Below are 19,628 nucleotides of genomic sequence, written 5' to 3' on the forward strand. Positions count from 1 at the left end.
TCCTTGGACCCGCCGGTGGCGACCCTGCGGGAGCGTCGCCGGTGCGACTCCTCCCGCGAAGGAGACACCGGCAACGCAATTACGGCGTCCCTCCCGCCCGGCGTTGCCGGTAACGCCGGTGCGGGCGGAGTGGCACCACAACTCGACCCGCAGGGTCGTCACCGGCCGGATTGGGGGCAGCAACAGGCAAGCGGATTGCATGTAAGGCAATGGCTTGCCTGGTTGCGGCAGGGGGGTTCTAGGGGGGCGAAGCCCACCTAGCGGGGGGCCGTCGGGGGGCAGAGCCCCCCGACACGACCCCTCGGCGACAGCCGAAGAACCCAGGGGGCGTGCCCCCACAACGCAGGGACGGCGCACCCCGCGGAGCGAGGGCGTGCCCCCACAACGCGGGGGCGGCGACAGGCGAAAGGGGACAGGGGCGGAGCCCCGGAAGGGGGAGGGGGAGCCCTTATTGGGGGGTGACGTAGGCGCCGGCGATGCCGCCGTCGACCAGGAACTCCGCGGCGTTGACGAACGACGCATCATCACTGGCGAGAAACGCCACCGCCGAGGCGATCTCCTCCGCCTCGGCGAACCGTCCCACCGGGACATGCACCAGGCGGCGCTGCGCCCGCTCCGGGTCCTTGGCGAACAGTTCCTTCAGGAGGGGGGTGTTGACCGGGCCGGGGCACAGCGCGTTCACCCGGATGCCCTCCCGGGCGAACTGGACCCCCAGTTCCCGTGACATGGCCAGTACTCCGCCCTTGGAGGCGGTGTAGCTGATCTGGGAGGTGGCGGCGCCCATCACCGCGACGAACGAGGCGGTGTTGATGATGGAGCCCCGCCCCTGCGCCCGCATGTACGGCAGTACGGCCTTGCAGCACAGGTAGACCGAGGTCAGGTTGGTGTGCTGCACGCGCTGCCATGCCTCCAGCCCGGTCTCCAGGATCGAGTCGTCGTCGGGCGGCGAGATCCCGGCGTTGTTGAAGGCGATGTCGACGGAGCCGTAGGTGTCGTCGGCGGTGCGGAAGAGCGCCTCGACCTGTTCGGGGTCGGTGACGTCGGCCCGTACATAGAGCCCTCCGGTTTCCGCGGCGGCAGCCGCCCCGCGTTCGGCGTCCACGTCGGCGCAGACGACGTGGGCCCCCTCGGAGGCGAGGCGGCGGGCGGTGGCGAGGCCGATGCCGCTGCCCGCGCCGGTGACGACGGCCGTACGCCCGACCAGGCGGCGGCACAGGGGGGTCTCGGAGTCGGTGGCGCTCACTGGCTCTCCTCCGTGCTGATGAAGACGTTCTTGGTCTCGGTGAAGGCGGCGAGGGCGTCGGGGCCGAGTTCGCGGCCGAGTCCGGACTGCTTGTAGCCGCCGAAGGGGGTGGAGTAGCGCACGCTGCTGTGCGAGTTGACGGAGAGGTTTCCGGCGGCGACGGCGCGGGAGACGCGCAGGGCGCGGGCGCTGTCGCGGGTCCAGATGGAGCCGGAGAGACCGTAGTCGGTGTCGTTGGCGAGCCGTACCGCCTCCTCCTCGTCGTCGAAGGGGATGACCACGGCGACGGGGCCGAAGATCTCCTCCACCGCGGCCCGCTCCCCCACGGTGCCCTGCAGCACCGTCGCCGGATACCAGAAGCCGGGGCCCTCGGGGATGCTGCCGCGGATGAGCGCGGGGGCGTCCTCGGGGACGTATCCGCGTACGCGCTCCCGCTGGCGGGCCGAGACGAGGGGGCCCATCGCGGTGGCGGCCTCGGCCGGGTGGCCGGCGCGGAAGGCGTGGACGGCCGGCTCCAGGAGTTCCAGGAACCGGTCGTGGACGGAGCGCTGGACGAGGATGCGGCTGCGGGCGCAGCAGTCCTGGCCGGTGTTGTCGAGGAAGGAACCGGGGGCGGCGGTCGCGGCGCGCTCCAGGTCGGCGTCGGCGAAGACGATGTTGGGGCTCTTGCCGCCGAGTTCGAGCGTCACGCGTTTCACGGAGGCGGCGCACTGGGCCATGATGCGCTTGCCGACCGGGGTGGAGCCGGTGAAGACCACCTTGGCGACGCGCGGGTGCTCGACCAGCGCGGTGCCGGTGACGGGGCCCTCGCCGGGCAGTACCTGGAAGAGTCCCTCGGGCAGCCCGGCTTCGAGCGCCAGTTCGGCCAGCCGCAGCGCGGTCAGCGGGGTGGTCTCCGCAGGCTTGAGCAGTACCGCGTTCCCGGCCGCCAGCGCGGGAGCGGAGCCCCAGGCGGCGATGGGCATGGGGAAGTTCCAGGGCGCGATGACGGCGACGACGCCCAGCGGTTCGGCGAAGGTGATGTTGACGCCGCCGGCGACCGGGATCTGCCTGCCGGTCAGCCGCTCGACACCGCCGGCGGAGTAGTCGAGCAGGTCGCGGACGTTGCTCGCCTCCCAGCAGGCGTTGCTCAGCGGGTGCCCGGCCTCGCGCATCTCCAGTACGCCGAGCTCCTCGATGTGCCCGTCGACGACGGAGGCGAACCTGCGCAGCAGCCGGGCCCGGTCGGCGGGCGGCAGTCCCGCCCACTGCGTCTGTGCCGCGGCGGCCCGGCCGACGGCGCGGTCGACCTGTTCGGGAGTGGTGACGGGGACGGTGGTGATCAGCTCCTCCGTCGCCGGGTTGACGACGTCGAGCTTCTCGGCCGGTGGTCCGGTGGGTTCCTCTTGCTCGTGCTGCACTGCGGTGACGTCCTAACGTGCGCTCGGAAGACTTACAGGCGTTCGAAGGAGCGGTAGCGCTCCCAGTCCGTGACGGCGGTGTCGAAGGCCCGCTGCTCGACCCGGGCCATGTTGAGGTAGTGGTCCACCACGTCGCTGCCGAACGCGTCCCGGGCCAGCGTGCTGTCCTGCCACAACGCGGCGGCCTCCCGGAGGGTGGTGGGTACATGCGCGGCGTCACCGGTGTAGGCGTTGCCGGTGCAGGCGGCCGGGAGCTCCAGTTCGTTGTCGATGCCGTGCAGTCCGGCCGCGATCATCCCGGCGACGGCCAGATAGGGGTTGACGTCGCCGCCCGGTACCCGGTTCTCCAGCCGGTGTCCGGGGCCGTGGCCGATGACCCGTAGCGCGCAGGTGCGGTTGTCGGGTCCCCAGGCGACGGCGGTGGGGGCGAAGGAGCCGGGCTGGAACCGCTTGTAGGAGTTGATGTTCGGCGCGTACAGCAGGGTGAGCTCGCGCAGCGCGGCGAGCTGTCCGGCCAGGAAGTGCCGCATCAGGGGCGCCATGCCGTGCTCGCCCTGTTCGTCGGCGAGGACGGCGCGGCCTTCCTCGTCGCGGAGCGAGAGGTGGATGTGGCAGGAGTTGCCCTCGCGTTCGTCGTACTTGGCCATGAAGGTGAGCGCCCGGCCCTCCTGCGCGGCGATCTCCTTGGCGCCCGTCTTGTAGATGACGTGCTGGTCGCAGGTGGTGAGTGCGTCGGCGTAGCGGAAGGCGATCTCGTGCTGGCCCAGGTTGCACTCGCCCTTGGCCGATTCGACGACCATGCCGGCCGCGGCCATCTCGTTGCGGATCCGGCGCAGCAGCGGCTCGACGCGTCCGGTGCCGAGGATGGAGTAGTCGACGTTGTACTGGTTGGCGGGGGTCAGGCCCCGGTAGGCGCTGTCCCACGCCTGCTCGTAGGTGTCCTGGAAGACCATGAACTCCAGCTCGGTGCCGACGTAGGCGTGCCAGCCGCGTTCGGCCAGCCGGTCGAGCTGGCGTTTGAGGATCTGCCGTGGCGAGGCGACCACGGGTGACCCGTCGTGCCAGGCCAGGTCCGCGGTGAGCAGCGCGGTGCCCGGGTTCCAGGGCAGGTGGCGCAGCGTGGCGGAGTCGCCGTGCATGGCGAAGTCGCCGTAGCCGCGCTCCCAGGAGGACATCTCGTAGCCGTCGACGGTGTTGAGCTCCACGTCGACCGCGAGCAGATAGTTGCAGCCCTCGGTGCCGCCGTCGAGTACGTCGCTGAGGAAGTGGGGGGCGGCGAACCGCTTCCCCTGGAGGCGTCCTTGCATATCGGTGAAGGCCAGGACGACGGTGTCGATCTCGCCCGCGTCGACGAGTCTCCTCAGTTCGGCCACGGCGAGCGGTGGTGTGCGGTCTGCCACGGGTGGGCCTCCTGTCGGTCCGCGGAAGCCATAAGGTATCCGTACAGACCTTTGAAACGGAAGAGGGTCGTTCGAAACGGGAGGGTGCCATGCCGCAGGAGGACAGGCTGGCCACGGTGCTGCGTACCGTACATGCGGGCAACGGGTTCGAAGAGGCGCTGGAGCAGATCCTGCAGATCGTCCGGCTGGGCCTGGTCGCCGAGGGCGAACGGCTGCCCGCCGAACGGGAGCTGGCCGAACGGCTCGGTATCAGCCGGGTCACCCTGCGGGAGGTACTCAAGGTGCTGGCCGAGCAGGGCGTGGTGGAAAGCAGGCGCGGCCGGTACGGCGGCACCTTCGTGCTCCCGCAGCCGGTCACCGGCGGATCCCAGGACGCCGCATCCGTACGGGTGCGGCTCCCGGCCGGGGCCCCGGACCTGGCCGACACCCTCGCCTTCCGCGAGGTCCTGGAGGCGGGCGCCGCCGAGTTGTGCGCCACCCGCGGCCTGTCGGCGGCGGAGTCCGCACGGCTGAGCGAGGCGCTGGACGCCACCCGGGAGGCGACGCCGGGCAACTACCGAAGACACGACACCCTGCTCCATCTGACCCTGGTCGAGCTGGCCGGCTCCCCCTCGCTGACCGCGCAGTACGCCGCCGTACGAGCGAAGCTGAACGACCTGCTGAACCGCATCCCGCTGCTGGTGCGGAACCTGGAGCACGCCCAGCAGCAGCACGCGGCGCTGGTGGCCGCCGTACTGGAGCAGGACGGCGAGGGCGCCCGGGCCATCGCCCGCGAGCACTGCGCCGGCACGGCCTCCCTGCTGCGGGGCTTTCTCGCCTGAGGCGGGCCGGCACCAGCCGTCCCGCCCGCCCGCTGTGTGCCGTATTGCCGCTTGTGGTTACAGCTCCTTCACGCACAAGGGTTGCGCCCGGCTGCCTTCGGCCACAAAGGTGTGCCAGCACACCAATGGCTGACGGCGGGAGTGTGGCACATGTCCGAACAGTCCGAGTCCCCCACCCGGGGCGGCGCTCCGGGAACCCCCGGAGCCCCCGGCATCCCGGCGCCCCGGCCCGATCAGGACGCGGCCTATCTGGAGCGCCGTGCGCTGCGGCGCGGCAGCGCGGGGCCGCTGCTGCTGACCGGGCTCGGCGTCGCCTACGTCGTCTCCGGCGACTACTCCGGCTGGAACGCCGGCCTGGCCGAGGGCGGCTTCGGCGGTCTGGCCGTCGCCGCCGTCCTGATGGGCCTGATGTACACCTGCATGGTCTTCGCGCTGGCCGAACTGTCCGCCATCCTGCCCACGGCAGGCGGCGGTTACGGCTTCGCACGGCGCGCTCTGGGCCCCTGGGGCGGCTTTTTGACCGGCACCGCCATCCTCATCGAGTACGTTCTCGCGCCGGCCGCCATCGTCTGCTTCATCGGCGACTACATCGAATCCCTCGGGCTGTTCGGACTCGAATCCGGCTGGCCCGTCTATCTGGTCTGCTTCGCCCTCTTCATCGGCGTCCACCTGTGGGGGGTCGGCGAGGCCCTGCGCTTCTCGCTCGTGGTGACCGCCGTCGCCGTCGCCGCACTGCTGGTCTTCGTCCTCGGCGCCCTCACCGAATTCCACACCAGCGCGCTGAACGACATCCCCGTGGACCACGACGCGTTCGGCGCCGGCTCCTGGCTGCCGTTCGGCCTGCTCGGCATCTGGGCGGCGTTCCCGTTCGGCATGTGGTTCTTCCTCGGCGTCGAGGGCGTACCGCTGGCCGCCGAGGAGACCCGCGACCCCGCCCGTACGCTGCCGAAGGCCATGGCCTGGTCGATGGGCATCCTGTTGCTGCTCGCGCTGCTGACCTTCGTGTCCGCCACCGGGGCACGGGGCTCGGCGGCCATCCAGGACGTCGGCAACCCGCTGGTCGAGGCCCTGCAGCCGGACGGCAAGGCGACCGTGCTCTCCCGCGTCGTCAACTACGCGGGCCTGGCCGGCCTGGTCGCCTCGTTCTTCTCCCTCATCTTCGCGGGCTCCCGCCAGCTGTTCGCCCTCTCCCGGGCCGGCTACCTGCCCCGCTTCCTCTCCCTCACCAGCCGCCGCAAGTCGCCCTACCTCGGTCTGCTGCTCCCCGGTGCGCTGGGCTTCGCGCTCGCCGCGAGCAGCGGCGACGGCGCCACGATGCTCAACATCGCCGTCTTCGGCGCCACCATCTCCTACGCTCTGATGTCCCTCTCCCACATCGTGCTGCGCAAGCGCGAGCCCCACCTGGACCGTCCGTACCGCACCCCCGGCGGCGTGCTCACCTCCTCCGTCGCCCTGATCCTGGCGCTGGCGGCGCTGGTGGCCACCTTCCTGGTCGACAAGCAGGCAGCATTGATCGCCCTGGCGGTCTACGCGGTGGCGATCGCCTACTTCGCCCTCTACTCCAGGCACCGACTGGTGGCCGCCGCTCCCGAGGAGGAGTTCGCCGCACTGGCGAAGGCGGAGGAAGAACTCAAGGACTGACAGACCGCCGCCGGACGAGCCCGCACCGCAGCGCAACGACAGCGAAACGCCTCCCGCGAAGGAGAACCGTGGCACCACCCCTCATCGGCATCACCACCTACCTGGAGCCCTCGGCCCGCTGGGGCGACTGGGACCTGCCCGCAGCCCTCCTCCCGGCGGGCTACCACCGCATGGCGCAGCAGGCGGGCGCCCGTGCGGTGCTCCTCCCGCCCGACGACGATCCCGCGGCAGCGGCCGAAACCCTCTCCCGCCTCGACGGCCTGGTCACAGCGGGCGGCCCCGACATCGACCCGGCCCGCTACGGCGCCGACCGTCACCCCCGCACCGGCCCGGCATATCCCGCGCGCGACGCCTGGGAGCTCGCCCTCACCCGCGAGGCCCTGGCGCGGCGCGTGCCGCTGCTGGCGGTCTGCCGGGGCATGCAGCTGCTCAATGTGGCCCTGGGCGGAACCCTGGTCCAGCATCTGCCCACCACGGACGCCCATCGCACGGCCCGGGGGGTCTTCGGCCCTCACGACGTCTCCCCCGTCCCCGGCTCCCTGCTCGCCAAGGTCCTGGAGAGCGAGGAAACCGTCTCCGTGCCCACCTACCACCACCAGGCGGTGGCCACCCTCGGCGAAGGCCTCACAGCCACCGCCCATGCCACCGGGGACGACACCGTCGAGGCCCTCGAACTGTCGGACGCCGACCACTTCGTACTCGGCGTCCAATGGCACCCCGAGGCAGGTGAGGACCTTCGGCTGATGCGGGCCTTCGTCGGCGCGGCGGCTACCGGCCCGGGCGGGTGAGAGCCAGCAGGCGACGCGCGGGTCCGGCGGGCCGGGCTCCGCGGGGCCACACCGCCCGCAGCGCCCGGCTCGGTACCGGGCCGTCCACCGCCACCTCGCTCAACCGCCGCGCCGACAGCTCCTCGCCCACCGCGAGTTCGCTGAGCACGGCCGGGCCCGCGCCGCTGACTGCCGCCGCCTTGACGGCGGTGGTGGAGGCCAGTTCCAGCAGCGGCGGCGCCAGCCCGCCGTGCTCGGCGAGCGCGGCGTCGAGGACCTGCCGCGTACCGGAGCCCGGCTCCCGCAGCACCAGCCCGGTTCGGGCCAGTTCGGCGAGCGCCACCGGCTCGCGGCGCCGCGTCCAGGGGTGGCCGGGCGCGGCGACGACGAGCAGCCGGTCGCGTGCGATGACGGTGCCGTCCAGTCCGGGCGGCACCCCCAGCCCCTCCACGAAGCCGAGGTCGGCCTCCGCGTCGAGGACCATACGGGCCACGGCCGCGCTGTTGCCGGCGCGCAGCGAGACGGCGGTGTCCGGCCGCTCGGTACGCAGCGCGATCAGCCAGCCGGGCAGCAGATACTCGGCGATCGTCATGGAGGCGGCGACGGTCAGCCGCGAGTCGCGCCGGTCGCGCAGCGCGCCGACGCCGGCGTCGAAGGCCTCGGCCGACTCCACGATGCGCCGGGCCCAGTCGGTGACCAGCGCACCGGCAGCCGTCAGCCGCGAGCCGCGCGGGGAGCGCTCCAGCAGGGTGACGCCCAGCATCCGCTCCATGGAGCGGATGCGGCCGCTGGCGGCGGGCTGGCTCACGCCCGTCTCGCGCGCGGCCCGCCCCAGACTGCCGAGCCGGGCGACGGCCAGCAGCAACTCCAGTGCTCCCAGGTCCGGCACCCGGTGTGCCAGGCCACCCCCCGTGCCCTCCGCATCAGTCATAGGTTCAGCTTATGCCCCCATAGGGAGATCCTCCCTGGTCGCCGGCCCTGTTCCACAGGAGCGTAGGGACATGACCGCACCCGTACGCACCACCGGCGTCCGTCCGGCAGACCCACCGGCCACCGCACCGGACCCGCACATCGCGGCGGGCCCACCCGGTGGCACCGCGGCGACCGCCACCGACACCGGCACCCGTCCGGCACGGCTGCGTGAGCTGGGCCCGAACTGGTACGCGGCGGTGATGGGCACCGCCGTCGTCGCCACCGCCGGAACCACACTGCCGGAACACCCGCCGCACGCCGCACTTGCCGGCGTCTGGGCGCTGGCGGCGGTGGCGCTGGTGGTGCTGCTGACGGCGCGCGCCGGGCACTGGCTGCGCCACCGCGACCGGGCCCGTGAGCAGCTGCTCGATCCGGCGGTCGCCCCGTTCCAGGGCTGCCTGGCGATGGCGCTGCTGGCCGTCGGCGGCGGGGCGACCGCGCTGAAGGTGCCGGGAGCCGTGGCTATCGGCGCGGCGCTGTGGGCGGCCGGGACGGCGGTGGGGCTGGTGGCGGCCGTCGGCGTGCCGTATCTGATGATCGCCCGGCACGATGTGGCGCCGGGCAGCGCGAGCCCGGTGTGGCTGCTGCCGGTGGTGGCGCCGATGGTCTCCGCCGCGCTGGGCCCGCCGCTGACGGCACACCTGCCCGCGGGCCCGCCCGGACAGGTGCTGCTGCTGGGCTGCTTCGCCCTGTTCGGGATGAGCCTGCTGGCCACGCTGCTGATACTGCCGCTGGTGCTCGCGCGGCTGATCCACCACGGGCCGCTGCCGCTGCCGATGACACCGACGCTCTTCCTGGTGCTCGGGCCGCTGGGGCAGTCGACGACGGCGCTGGGCAACCTCGCCGATGCCGCCCCCGGCGATTTCGCGTCGCTGTCGGTGCTCTACGGGGTGCCGGTGCTCGGGTTCGCCCTGCTGTGGCTCGCGCTGTCCGCCGCGCTGGTGGGGCGGGCCGCACGGCGGGGAATGGGGTTCTCCCTGACCTGGTGGGCGTTCACCTTCCCCGTCGGCACCTGTGTGACGGGGGCCGCGGCGGTGTGGCGGCACACCGGGGCCGCCGCGTTCGGCTGGCTGGCGGTGGTGCTGTACGTCCTGCTGGTCGCCGCCTGGGCGACGGCTGCCGCCCGCACCGTGGCCGGGCTGTTCAGCGGAGCGCTGCTCGCACCGCGGAGGCGAGCACCTGCGGAGCCTGTACCAACGAGGGCCCGTACCAGGTGAGATGGCGGCCGCTGCACAGCGCGGCAGGGGTGTGGGGGAATGCTTCCGGTCCGTCCTCGGCGGTGAAGCGGTACGGCTCGTCCGGCAGTACGACCAGCTCGGCGCGGCCCCGCTCGGACAGCCTTGCTATCGGTACGCGCGGATAGCGTTCGTCGTGTGCGGCGTAGACGTTGTGCACACCGAGGTGGGCCAGCAGCGCACCGGCGAAGGTGTCCCGGCCCAGCACCATCCACGGCTTGCGCCAGATCGGTACGACAGCGCGGACGTCGAACTCCGCGCGGGCCTCGGCCCACGCGGTCTCGGCCGCGTCGAGCCAGGCGGGGCGCGGGAGGGCGCAGCCCTCGGTCAGCACCCGGTGCAGTTCGCCGAAGCCCTGCTCCAGTGTGCGGATCTCGGTCACCATCACCCGCAGCCCCGCGGCGCGCAGGGCACGCAGATCCTCGGGGCGGTTCTCCTCCTCGTTGGCGAGCACGAGATCCGGAGCGAGGCCGACGACGGCCGCGAGGTCGGGGTTCTTGGTGCCGCGCACCCTGGTGACCTGAAGATCCGCCGGATGCGTGCACCAGTCTGTCGCCCCGACCAGCAGCTCGGGCGCGGTGGCCGCCACCGCCTCGGTGAGGGACGGTACGAGCGACACGACGGAACGGCGAGTCATGCGCAGCACCCTATGTGGTCCTGGACCGGGCGACGCGGCGTGCGGGACGGCAGCGCGCCAGGGAGGTGACGATCCGACCGATCCGTTTCGGTACGAGGTGAGACGGTACTTCTTCCGGCATGGTCAGCATCGGGTACTTTCTTGCGTGCGAGGAATTCGGGCCACAGGAGCTGGTTCGCCAGGCGCGGATGGCCGAGGAGGCGGGCTTCCAGCGGCTGTGGATCTCCGACCACTTCCACCCGTGGACGGACGCCCAGGGCAACAGCCCCTTCGTGTGGTCCGTCATCGGAGCGCTCTCCCAGGTCACTTCCCTGCCGGTGGGCACCGCCGTCACCTGTCCCACCTTCCGTATGCACCCGGCCGTCGTCGCACACGCCGCGGCCACCGCCGCCGTACAGCTGGAGGGCCGTTTCACCCTCGGGGTCGGGAGCGGTGAAGCGCTCAACGAACATGTGCTGGGACAGCACTGGCCGCCGGCGCGCGAGCGGCTGGAGCGGCTGGAGGAGGCCGTGGAGATCATCCGGCTGCTGCACCGGGGAAAGCGCACCACCTTCCGCGGCACCTTCTACCGGGTCGACGAAGCCCGCCTCTACACCGTCCCGGACGAGCCGGTACCGATCTCCGTCTCCGCGTTCGGCCCCAAGGCGACCGATCTCGCCGCACGGATCGGCGACGCCTTCTGCACCGCCTCACCCGACGCCGAACTGGTCGAGCGCTACCGCTCGGCGGGCGGCGGGAAGCGCCCCGTGCAGGGCGGGATGAAGGTGTGCTGGGCACCCAGCGAGCAGGAGGGGCTGGATACGGCCCACCGGTTGTGGGCCAACGAACTGCTGCCGGGCCAGTTGCCGTCCACCCTCACCCGTCAGAAGGACTTCGCGGCCGCCGCTTCCCTGGTGCCCCGGGAGGCGGTGGCCGAGCAGATGGTGTGCGGGCCCGACCCGGCGCGGCACCGCGCGCGGGTGCAGCAGTACGCCGATGCCGGGTTCGACGAGGTGTACGTCCAGCAGATCGGCGGCCGGCACGAGGAGTTCTTCCACGTCTGGCAGGACGAAGTGCTGCCGGCCTTTCACCGGGGCTGAGGGTTCCCTCCCGTGCCCGGCCCGGAAGGGGCGGGCACGGGAAGTCTCACTGCCGCTCCCAGGGCCACCGGGCGGCTTCCCCCTCGCTCAGCAGCGCCATCATGGTGAACAGCTTGTCGGAGAAGCCCCCGATCTCGAACCGGTTGGGCCGCGAGGTGTCCAGCGCGGACGGCGCGTACCCGGAGGTGTTGACGCCGAACAGCGGCACGGACCCCGGCACCGCTTCGGAGACCGAGACGCCACGTGCCCCGTTCCCCGGGTAGCGGAACGCCTGCATGTCCGAGATGAGCACGACCCGGTCGTGCCCGTCGTAGGTCGCGCGCAGCGCCGCCACCGTCTCGGTGCCGTAGCCGACCTCCCCCAGCCGGGAGCGGAAGGCCTCGATGCTCGGGAGGACCGAGCCACCGCGGGCCGGTTCGTGCCGGAAGTGGCCGTTGGCGAACCCGTACATGTCCACCTGCTCACCCCGCTGCGCGAGTACGGCGCCGAACAGCGCCCCCACGTCCGCGTGCGTGACGCTGGAGCGGGCCGAGACCGCGCCCTGCATGGAGCCCGAGGAGTCGACGAGCAGCAGCGTACGGCCGGGCAGCGGCGGGACGTTGGCGGTGGAGGCGGCCAGTGCCTGCTCCAGCGCGTACGCCCAGCGCAGCGACGGCGCGGCGCGGTAGGCGGACAGGAACCGGTACGGGAACTGCCGCGAGCGGGCGATCTGCTCCCGGTCCCGCAGCCGGTCGACGACCTGCTGCGCCGCCTCGTCCGAGACGCCGACGCGGTCGAAGTTGCGCAGGTTGCGCAGCTGCGCCATCAGGCCCATCGAGGGCAGTACGGCTTCCCAGGCGGCCGCGTCCATCGGGCCCTGGAGCCAGCCGGCCAGCGCCTCCCAGGTCATGCCGGCGCGGGCGAGGACGGCGGGGCCGTCCGGCCGGGTGGGCACAAGCTGCCGGTCGACGACAGGGAGGGCCATCAGCTCGGCTCGGGCCGCCACGGTCGGCAGGGCCTCGGGGACCTGTGCGTCGCGGCCGTGCCTGCGGTCGAGCGCGTGCCGGAACAGCTCTCCCTGCCACGGCTTGTCCGGGTCGGGCGAGGCGTGTGTCAGCTCCAGCACGTCGCCGAACCGGAAGGCGTGGCTGTCGGTGTCGTACTTCAGCAGCGCCTTCTCGGTGTAGAGCCGGCGCACCGCGTCACCGAGGCCCCGCTTGACGGGCTTGGGTACGGCGCGGCCGAACGTGGTGGTCCAGTAGGCGAGGAACTCGCCGGGCTCGTCCGCGCGTCGGCAGGCGGCGGCCACGATCTCGCGGTTGCCGCCGTGCCTGCCCTCGGCCAGCCGTGCCCACACGGCGTGCGCCGCGGCGACCAGCGAGGCGGAGCGCATCTGCGCCTCGTCGCGCAGCCAGGCCACGAAGCGGGCCGTCCAGGCCCCGTCGTCGACGGCGACGGTGTGCACGAGGTCCGCGTACCGGTTGTCGCGCTCGGTGGCCGACTCGTAGAAGGTGTCCTCGCCGACCATGTTGACCACGGCGAGCAGTACCAGCTCGGACTTGGCGTCCCGTACATAGGCCTTGCCGCCCTCATGGGTGAGGGTCAGGGCGTTGCGGGCATGCGTGTGCTGCCGGTTGAACTTGCTCATGATTCCCCCGAATCGCGGTGCGGTGTCGTGGAACGGCATGCGCCCCGGGAGGAATCGGGCGTGCGGCGTTACGGAAGCGCCCGAGGACATGAGACGGACGACGGCCGGTTCAAGGTGAGTGAAGTATCCGTCGTCCACGCACCGGGCGCTCCGGTGGGTGCCGAGCACGCCTCCCGAGATCGGATGCGACGACGGCGTTCAGGATTCGAACCTGTTCAACCAGAGAAGTAGCCGTCGTCTGCGCACCGGGAGGTGCGTTCGTTCACGTCTACGACGGTAGGGCGTGACCGGCGGCGCGTCATATGAATTTCCGACCGCCGACCACGCGGCGGCCCCGGCAGCGCGTGTGATGCGCGTGCCGGGGCCGCTGCGTGGTGGCGGGTGCGACGGCGACGGGCCGTCACACGGAGGGCGTCACTCGACCGGTGCCAGCTTGTCCTCCAGGCCCGGCCGGGAGTCCAGCCAGGTGCGGACGGATTCCTTCTCGTTTCCCTTGCCGCCCTTCTGGATGGCGGCTTCCAGGGAGCCGAGGTCCTTCTCGGACATCTTGAAGTCCTTCAGCCAGCCGTGCAGCTCGGGGAATTCCTTCTTGAAGCCCTTCTTGGCGGTGACATGGATCCGGTCGCCCTTGCCCCAGGAACCCTTGGGGTCCTTGAGCTTCTTCATCGGGTACTTGCTGTAGACCCAGTGCGGCGACCAGGTGGTAGCCACGATCGGCTTCTTCTGCTTCACCGACTTGTCCACCGCGGAGAGCATGGAGGAGGTGCTGGAGGAGACGACCTTGTACTCCTTGTCCAGCCCGTAGTCCTTGAGCACCCGCTTGAGGATCTTCATCTCGCCCGCGCTGGACTCGATGCCGGTGATCTTCCCGCCGAACAGCTCGCTCTTGCCCTTGAGGTCCGCCAGCGAGTCGACGCCCTTGACGTAGGACGGCACGGACAGCTCCAGCGACGTGGGGCCGTACCAGGAGCCCAGATCGGTGAGCTTGTCCTTGTACTTGCGCCAGTACTGCTCATGGGTGGTGGGCAGCCAGGCGTCCGTCTGGAAGTCCATCTGGCCCTGGGACAGCGCCGTGTAGAGCGGGCCCGGGTCGAGCTGTTTGACCTTCGGCTTGTAGCCGCGGTCCTCCAGGATGTTCTGCCACAGGTAGGTCGTCGCGATGGCCTCGTCCCAGGGGAAGTAGCCCATGTCGACGGTCTTGCCCGCGCCCTTGCCCTGCTTCTGCTTGCCACCGGGCACCGGCACCATCTTGTCGAGGAAGCCGGGGCGGGCCTTCAGCCACTCCTTGACGGCCTGCTGCTCCTGGCCCTTGGGCGCGCTTTGGATCCTGTCCTCCAGGGAGGTCAGCTGCTTCTCCGTCAGGTGAAAGTTCTTCAGCCAGTGGGCCACCACCGGGTTGTCCTCGGCGAAGCCCTTCCGGCCGACGTTGTAGAGCTTCTCGCCCTTTCCGAAGGCGCCCTCGGGGTCCTTCAGCTTGGTCAGGTCGTACTTGTTGTACGCCCAGTGCGGGGACCAAAGCGTGACGACGACCGGCTCCTTCTGCTGGATGGAGCGCTTCAGCTCCGACAGCATGGAGGAGGTGCTGGAGGAGACGACCTTGTACTCGCCCTCCAGGCCGTACTCCTTGAGGACCTTGTCCTTGAGGATCTTCATCTCACCGGCGCTGGACTCGATGCCGATGATCTTGCCGTCGAACTTCTTGCCCTGCCCCTTGAGGTCCGCGAGGGACTTGACGCCCTTGACGTAGGACGGCACGGACAGCTCCAGCGAGGTCGGGCCGTACCAGTCGCCCAGCTTCTCCATCTTGGAGCCGTACTTGTCCCAGTACTGCTGGTGCGTGGTGGGCAGCCAGGCGTCCGTCTGGAAGTCGGTCTGCCCCTGCGCGAGGGAGGTGTAGAGGGGACCCGCGTCCAGCTGCTTGAGGCTGGGCTCGTAGCCGCGCTGCTCCAGCGCCTCCTTCCACAGGTAGGAGGTGGCGATGCCCTCGTCCCAGGGGATGTAGCCCATCTTCAGCTGCTTGCCCTTGCCGACGTCGGTGCCGGCCGCGGCCTGCGCGTCGGAGCCCGAGCTCGCCAGGTTCAGACCGCCGGCGGCCAGCGCCAGCACGAGGACACCGGAGAGCGCGACGACCGTGCCGGGCTTGTAGCGGACGAAGCGCAACCGGCCCATCATGGCGGTGGCCTTCGCCGCGGCACGGCGGCCGAGGGGCGAGACCCGCACATTGAGGGCACCGGTCATCCGGTCCAGATACATGGCCAGGATGACGACGGCGATGCCGGACTCGACGCCCAGACCGATCTGCACCTGGGTGACGGCGGCGTAGACGCGCTCGCCGAGCCCCGGCGCACCTGCCATACCGGCGATGACGACCATCGAGAGCGCCAGCATGATGACCTGGTTGATACCGGCCATGATCGTCGGCAGCGCCAGCGGGAACTGCACCCGGGTGAGGGTCTGCTTGGGGCTGGTGCCGAACGCGTCGGCGGCCTCCACCAGCTCGCTGTCGACCTGCCTGATGCCCAGTTCGGTCATCCGGACGCCGGGCGGCATCGAGAAGATGATCGTCGCCAGCAGGCCGGGGGTGGTGCCGACGGAGAAGAACATCACGCCGGGGATGAGGTAGACGAAGGCCGGCATCGTCTGCATCACGTCGAGGACCGGACGCACGGCAGCGCTGACGGACTTGCTGCGGGCCGCCCAGACACCGGTCGGCACCGCGAAGACGACGGTGATGACGGCGGCGGCCAGGACGAGCGACAGCGTGGACATGGCGTCGTCCCACAGACCGAAGGAGTCGATCAGCAGGAAGCCGGCGAAGCCGACGACGCCCGCGAGGAGGCCGCGCAGCCAGAACGCGACGACGGCGAAGATACCGGCCAGCAGCAGCGGCTCGGCGCCGCCCAGGACCATGTTGATCCCGTCGTAGAGCCCGGTCAGCACCGTGTTGATGGCATCGAAGAGCCAGCCGAGGTGGGTCTGCAGCCAGTCGACGGCGGTCTCGGCCCAGTTGCCGGGGTGGAACTCAGGCATGTGCGCTCACCTCGTTCCCGTTCCGGGCCCCGGCGGGCGGTGCCACCCGGGGCTCCTCGGCCAGCGCGGTGAACAGCCGTTCGCGGTCGATGACGCCGACGGGGGCGCCCGAGGCGTCGGTGACGACCAGCGGCTGGTCGCTGGTGGCGAACGGGGTGAACAGCTCGGCGAGCGGGGTCCCGGTGGTGACGGTGGCCGCGCCCTCGGGCACGCCGCCGTCGGCCGGGGCCGCGGCGCCGCTCTCGGCGTCCCGCATGATCGCGCCCGCGGTCAGCACCCGGGAGCGGTCCACGTCCTGGATGAAGGAGGCGACGTAGTCGGTGGCGGGCCGCACCAGGATGTCCTCGGCAGTGCCTGTCTGGACGATCCGGCCGTCCCGCATCACGGCGATGCGGTCGCCGAGGCGCATGGCCTCGTTCAGGTCGTGGGTGATGAAGACGATGGTCTTGTGCAGGGTCTTCTGCAGCTGCAGCAGCTGGTCCTGCATGTCGCGGCGGATGAGCGGGTCCAGTGCGCTGAAGGACTCGTCCATCAGCAGCAGGTCGGCGTCGGTGGCCAGCGCGCGGGCCAGTCCGACGCGCTGCTGCATGCCGCCGGACAGCTCGTCGGGCCAGGAGCCCTCCCAGCCCTTGAGACCGGCCAGCTCCAGGGCCTCGGTGGCGCGCCGCTCACGCTCCTCGCGCGGTACGCCCTGCACCTCCAGGCCGTAGGCGGCGTTCTCCAGCACGCTGCGGTGGGGGAAGAGCGCGAAGTGCTGGAAGACCATGCTGATCTTGTGGGCCCGCACCTGGCGCAGTTCGCGCGGACGGAGTGCGGTCAGGTCCTCACCGTCGAACAGGACGCGGCCCGATGTGGGTTCGAGAAGGCCGTTGAGCATGCGCAGCAGCGTGGACTTACCGGAGCCGGAGAGGCCCATGACCACGAATATGTGCCCCTCCTGCACCTCGAAGGAGGCATCGATCACGGCCGCGGTCGTGCCCTGGGCACGCAGTTCGTCGCGGTCCGTACCGGCTTCCAGCTGGGCTACTGCCTGGTCCGCTCTTCTCCCGAACACCTTGTACAGGTGCTCGGCTCTCAGCCTGGACACATTCACCCTCTTGACTCGACAACAGTTACCCCGGCACCCCCCTGCCTCGCCATGGAGCGCTGTAATTCGCTGCAAACGGCGCATACCAGAAAGATGAAGCCTACATCAATCGAGTGACGGCAGACCGCCCTGCCCCAGGAGCAGCTCCGGACCAGGAGCGAAATCCTTGTACCGACCAAAAGGGGCGATATTTACCCAGAGGGAGCGAGTGCGGGTCGAAGCGACCACCCGGCGTGCCCTGTCGGTGCCGTACGGCATCATCGGCTCGTGACCATCACCACAGCGAACGCATCCGACGCAGCGGGCGGAGCGCATGCCGGGGACGACCGCCGGCTGATGCTCCTGGACACCGCCTCGCTCTACTTCCGGGCGTACTTCGGCGTCCCGGAGACGGTCCGCGCACCGGACGGGACCCCGGTCAACGCCGTGCGCGGGCTGCTCGACTTCATCGCCAGACTCGTCCAGGACCATCACCCCGCGGCGCTGGTCGCCTGCATGGACGCCGACTGGCGCCCCCAGTGGCGGGTGGAGCTGATCCCCTCCTACAAGGCGCACCGCGTCGCCGAGGAGATCGTGGACGGCCCGGACGAGGAGGAGACCCCCGACACGCTGGGCCCGCAGATCCCGGTGATCGAGCAGGTCCTCGACGCGATCGGGCTGGCCCGGCTGGGTGCGGCGGAGTACGAGGCCGACGATGTGATCGGCACCCTGGCGACCCGCGCCACCGGACCGGTCGACGTCGTCACCGGCGACCGCGACCTGTTCCAGCTCGTCGACGACGCGCGCGGCGTGCGGGTGCTCTACCCCGTCAAGGGCGTCGGCAGCCTGGACACCTACGACGGCGCCGCACTGCGCGCCAAGTACGGCGTGGACGGGTCCGGGTACGCGGACCTGGCCGTCCTGCGCGGCGACCCCAGCGACGGCCTCCCGGGGGTGCGCGGCGTCGGCGAGAAGACGGCCGCGAAGCTGCTGGCCGAGTACGGCGATCTGGCCGGTATCCGTGCCGCGGCGGCCGACCCGGTCTCCCGGCTCACCCCCGCCCAGCGCACGAAGTTCAAGGAGGCCGCCGCCTACCTCGACGTCGCCCCCACCGTGGTGCGGGTGGCCCGGGACCTCCCCCTCCCGGATGCCGACCTCACCCTGCCGCGGACACCGCGCGACCCGGAGCGGCTGGAGGAACTGGCCGGGCGATGGGGGCTGGGCGGCTCGCTGCGCCGGCTGCTGGAGGCCATGGCGGGCTGATCCTTCCCGCCGCGGTCTGTTAGCTTAGGTATACCTAAGTTGCTCCGTGTCCAGGGAGGCCCCGTGCCAGAACGCCCGGCCCGTCCAGCCCGCAACAAGCCGCAGCTGCACCACGCGCGTGTGATCCGTACCGAGCAGCTGACGCCGCACATGGTGCGCATCGTCCTCGGGGGCGAGTCCCTGGCGGGCTTCCCGGCCGGCGAGTACACCGACCACTACGTCAAGCTGCTGTTCCCCGCCCCCGGTGTGCGCTACCCGGAGCCCTTCGACATCGCCCAGATCCGTGCCGAGCTGCCGCGCGCGCAGTGGCCCTCGATGCGTACGTACACCGTCCGCGCCTGGGACCCGGAAGCGCTGGAGCTGACCATCGACTTCGTCGTCCACGGCGACGAGGGGCTGGCCGGGCCGTGGGCCCGCTCCGCCGCCGTCGGCGACGAAGTCCGGTTCCTCGGCCCGGGCGGCGCCTATGCGCCGAGCCCGGAGGCCGACTGGCACCTGCTGGCCGGTGACGAGAGCGCGCTTCCCGCCATCGCGGCCGCCCTGGCCCGGATGCCCGCCGGGGCCACCGTGCGGGCGCTCGTCGAGGTCGCCGGGCCCGATGAGGAGCAGCCGCTGGAGGCCCCGCCGGGCGCCCAGGTCCGCTGGCTGCACCGAGGCGCCGACCCGGTGGGTGCCCGCCTTGTGCCGGCCGTCCGCGAACTGGAGTTCCCCCCTGGACGGGTGCACGCCTTCGTCCACGGCGAGGCCGGTTTCGTCAAGGAGCTCCGTGGCCATCTGCGGCTGGAGCGGGGCATCGAACGCGAGCAGCTGTCCATCTCCGGCTACTGGCGGCTCGGCGCCGACGAGGACGGCTGGCAGGCCGCCAAGAAGGAGTGGAACGCACGCGTCGAGGCCGAGCAGGAGCGCCAGCCCGTCGCCTGAACGGGCAACCGGCCCCGCCCGTCGGCAGCGGGGCCGGAAGGCAAGGTCAGCGGGGCTCCAACGGGCCTCGCGGACAGTGCCGGGGCCCCGTCACGGGGTTGCAGCGCACGGCGCGGTCCGGGTCGCCCGGCAACTCGGCGACGTAGTCGGACCCGTAGCGGGCCGCGAGCCCGGGGACCGGGAAATCGGTGCTCACCATCTGCGCCCCGGACGAGAGCGCGTCCCGCAGCATTCCGGTGTCCCCGCTCCGCGCCTGGTCCAGCGGCACATCGGACCGGGTCCGCACGAAGAAGCCGCGCCGCACCAGATCGCGGATGACGGCCTTGTTGGCACCCCTGGGGTCGTTCACCTTCATGAAGGCCGCGTCCGGCCGCCCCGGTTCGGAGTCGGTGAACAGCACGCGCCCCTGCAGACTCTCGCGTCCTGAGGCGCGGTAGGCGTCCTGGATCTCCTGGCCGTCGTTGTCCATGAAGAACATGACCTGCCCCCGGGTGTCCCGCACCTTCGGCCAGCCGTGGCGCAGCAC

General features: G+C 71.4%; 16 protein-coding genes. 7 read left to right on the forward strand and 9 right to left on the reverse strand.

What is annotated here, in order from left to right:
• Nucleotides 1-448: 448 nt before the first annotated feature.
• Genes KBY19_RS31825 through KBY19_RS31835 form a run of 3 tightly spaced genes read right to left on the reverse strand, consistent with a single transcriptional unit; the run spans nt 449 to nt 4,043 of the window.
• Entirely contained in the window at nt 449-1,243 is a 795-nt protein-coding gene (locus KBY19_RS31825) for a 3-oxoacyl-ACP reductase (protein WP_185016345.1), read from the reverse strand.
• Complete coding sequence (locus KBY19_RS31830; RefSeq protein ID WP_185016346.1) at nt 1,240-2,643, reverse strand: aldehyde dehydrogenase; 1,404 nt, start codon at nt 2,641-2,643, stop codon at nt 1,240-1,242. Before KBY19_RS31830 ends, KBY19_RS31825 begins: the two co-directional genes overlap by 4 nt.
• A gap of 32 nt (nt 2,644-2,675) precedes the next feature.
• Complete coding sequence (locus KBY19_RS31835; RefSeq protein WP_185016347.1) at nt 2,676-4,043, reverse strand: glutamine synthetase family protein; 1,368 nt, start codon at nt 4,041-4,043, stop codon at nt 2,676-2,678.
• Between the two features lie 89 nt (nt 4,044-4,132).
• Here KBY19_RS31835 and KBY19_RS31840 point away from each other — a divergent pair, with 89 nt between their 5' ends.
• From KBY19_RS31840 to KBY19_RS31850, 3 genes are all read left to right on the forward strand, one after another.
• Complete coding sequence (locus KBY19_RS31840) at nt 4,133-4,864, forward strand: FadR/GntR family transcriptional regulator (RefSeq protein ID WP_210967225.1); 732 nt, start codon at nt 4,133-4,135, stop codon at nt 4,862-4,864.
• Between the two features lie 150 nt (nt 4,865-5,014).
• Nucleotides 5,015-6,505 (forward strand): ethanolamine permease, encoded by a 1,491-nt coding sequence (gene eat, locus KBY19_RS31845; protein WP_185016348.1) that lies wholly within the window; start codon nt 5,015-5,017, stop codon nt 6,503-6,505.
• A 68-nt stretch (nt 6,506-6,573) separates the two neighbouring features.
• On the forward strand, nt 6,574-7,293 hold the full coding sequence (locus KBY19_RS31850) for a gamma-glutamyl-gamma-aminobutyrate hydrolase family protein (RefSeq protein ID WP_185016349.1): 720 nt from the start codon (nt 6,574-6,576) through the stop codon (nt 7,291-7,293).
• On the opposite strand, the gene KBY19_RS31855 is transcribed toward KBY19_RS31850, so the two are convergent.
• Entirely contained in the window at nt 7,274-8,203 is a 930-nt protein-coding gene (locus tag KBY19_RS31855; protein ID WP_099878867.1) for a LysR family transcriptional regulator, read from the reverse strand. The genes KBY19_RS31850 and KBY19_RS31855 overlap by 20 nt on opposite strands.
• 70 nt (nt 8,204-8,273) lie before the next feature.
• Between KBY19_RS31855 and KBY19_RS31860 the strand changes: the two genes are divergently transcribed.
• Complete coding sequence (locus tag KBY19_RS31860; RefSeq protein ID WP_210967226.1) at nt 8,274-9,461, forward strand: C4-dicarboxylate ABC transporter; 1,188 nt, start codon at nt 8,274-8,276, stop codon at nt 9,459-9,461.
• Here KBY19_RS31860 and KBY19_RS31865 read toward each other — a convergent pair.
• Entirely contained in the window at nt 9,388-10,116 is a 729-nt protein-coding gene (locus tag KBY19_RS31865; protein ID WP_099886331.1) for a helical backbone metal receptor, read from the reverse strand. The two genes, KBY19_RS31860 and KBY19_RS31865, sit on opposite strands and share 74 nt — an antisense overlap.
• 119 nt (nt 10,117-10,235) lie before the next feature.
• Here KBY19_RS31865 and KBY19_RS31870 point away from each other — a divergent pair, with 119 nt between their 5' ends.
• On the forward strand, nt 10,236-11,195 hold the full coding sequence (locus tag KBY19_RS31870) for a TIGR03557 family F420-dependent LLM class oxidoreductase (protein ID WP_185016352.1): 960 nt from the start codon (nt 10,236-10,238) through the stop codon (nt 11,193-11,195).
• Nucleotides 11,196-11,241: 46 nt separating this feature from the next.
• On the opposite strand, the gene KBY19_RS31875 is transcribed toward KBY19_RS31870, so the two are convergent.
• The 3 genes from KBY19_RS31875 to KBY19_RS31885 all read right to left on the reverse strand — a co-directional run bounded on the left by KBY19_RS31875 (nt 11,242) and on the right by KBY19_RS31885 (nt 16,939).
• A complete protein-coding gene (locus KBY19_RS31875) occupies nt 11,242-12,822 on the reverse strand; it encodes a TROVE domain-containing protein (RefSeq protein WP_210967227.1) in 1,581 nt (526 codons plus the stop codon).
• A 414-nt stretch (nt 12,823-13,236) separates the two neighbouring features.
• Nucleotides 13,237-15,852, reverse strand: a complete 2,616-nt coding sequence (locus tag KBY19_RS31880; protein ID WP_210967228.1) for an ABC transporter permease/substrate binding protein — start codon at nt 15,850-15,852, stop codon at nt 13,237-13,239.
• Nucleotides 15,845-16,939, reverse strand: a complete 1,095-nt coding sequence (locus tag KBY19_RS31885) for a glycine betaine/L-proline ABC transporter ATP-binding protein (RefSeq protein ID WP_180289568.1) — start codon at nt 16,937-16,939, stop codon at nt 15,845-15,847. Before KBY19_RS31885 ends, KBY19_RS31880 begins: the two co-directional genes overlap by 8 nt.
• A gap of 336 nt (nt 16,940-17,275) precedes the next feature.
• Between KBY19_RS31885 and KBY19_RS31890 the strand changes: the two genes are divergently transcribed.
• Both KBY19_RS31890 and KBY19_RS31895 read left to right on the forward strand, forming a co-directional pair.
• Nucleotides 17,276-18,181 carry a 5'-3' exonuclease gene (locus tag KBY19_RS31890; protein WP_099886332.1) on the forward strand — a complete coding sequence of 302 codons (906 nt, stop codon included), beginning with the start codon at nt 17,276-17,278 and terminating at the stop codon, nt 18,179-18,181.
• Between the two features lie 63 nt (nt 18,182-18,244).
• Nucleotides 18,245-19,102, forward strand: coding sequence for a siderophore-interacting protein (locus tag KBY19_RS31895; RefSeq protein WP_099878880.1), 858 nt, complete (start codon nt 18,245-18,247; stop codon nt 19,100-19,102).
• 46 nt (nt 19,103-19,148) lie between these two features.
• Here the strand turns inward: KBY19_RS31895 and KBY19_RS31900 are convergent.
• Nucleotides 19,149-19,628: Ca2+-dependent phosphoinositide-specific phospholipase C (locus tag KBY19_RS31900; protein ID WP_247691638.1), on the reverse strand; the 480-nt coding region annotated here is incomplete at its 5' end.

It is taken from the genome of Streptomyces sp. B15, assembly GCF_018070605.1.
GTDB classification, from domain to species: Bacteria; Actinomycetota; Actinomycetes; order Streptomycetales; family Streptomycetaceae; genus Streptomyces; species Streptomyces smyrnaeus.

What these genes read in the sequence shown, in the direction of transcription:
- KBY19_RS31875 (WP_210967227.1), bottom strand. Translation starts at nt 12,822, where the DNA reads ATGAGCAAGTTCAACCGGCAGCACACGCATGCCCGCAACGCCCTGACC.
- KBY19_RS31870 (WP_185016352.1), top strand. Translation starts at nt 10,236, where the DNA reads ATGGTCAGCATCGGGTACTTTCTTGCGTGCGAGGAATTCGGGCCACAG.
- eat (WP_185016348.1), top strand. Translation starts at nt 5,015, where the DNA reads ATGTCCGAACAGTCCGAGTCCCCCACCCGGGGCGGCGCTCCGGGAACC.
- KBY19_RS31880 (WP_210967228.1), bottom strand. Translation starts at nt 15,852, where the DNA reads ATGCCTGAGTTCCACCCCGGCAACTGGGCCGAGACCGCCGTCGACTGG.
- KBY19_RS31860 (WP_210967226.1), top strand. Translation starts at nt 8,274, where the DNA reads ATGACCGCACCCGTACGCACCACCGGCGTCCGTCCGGCAGACCCACCG.
- KBY19_RS31890 (WP_099886332.1), top strand. Translation starts at nt 17,276, where the DNA reads ATGCTCCTGGACACCGCCTCGCTCTACTTCCGGGCGTACTTCGGCGTC.
- KBY19_RS31865 (WP_099886331.1), bottom strand. Translation starts at nt 10,116, where the DNA reads ATGACTCGCCGTTCCGTCGTGTCGCTCGTACCGTCCCTCACCGAGGCG.
- KBY19_RS31855 (WP_099878867.1), bottom strand. Translation starts at nt 8,203, where the DNA reads ATGACTGATGCGGAGGGCACGGGGGGTGGCCTGGCACACCGGGTGCCG.
- KBY19_RS31840 (WP_210967225.1), top strand. Translation starts at nt 4,133, where the DNA reads ATGCCGCAGGAGGACAGGCTGGCCACGGTGCTGCGTACCGTACATGCG.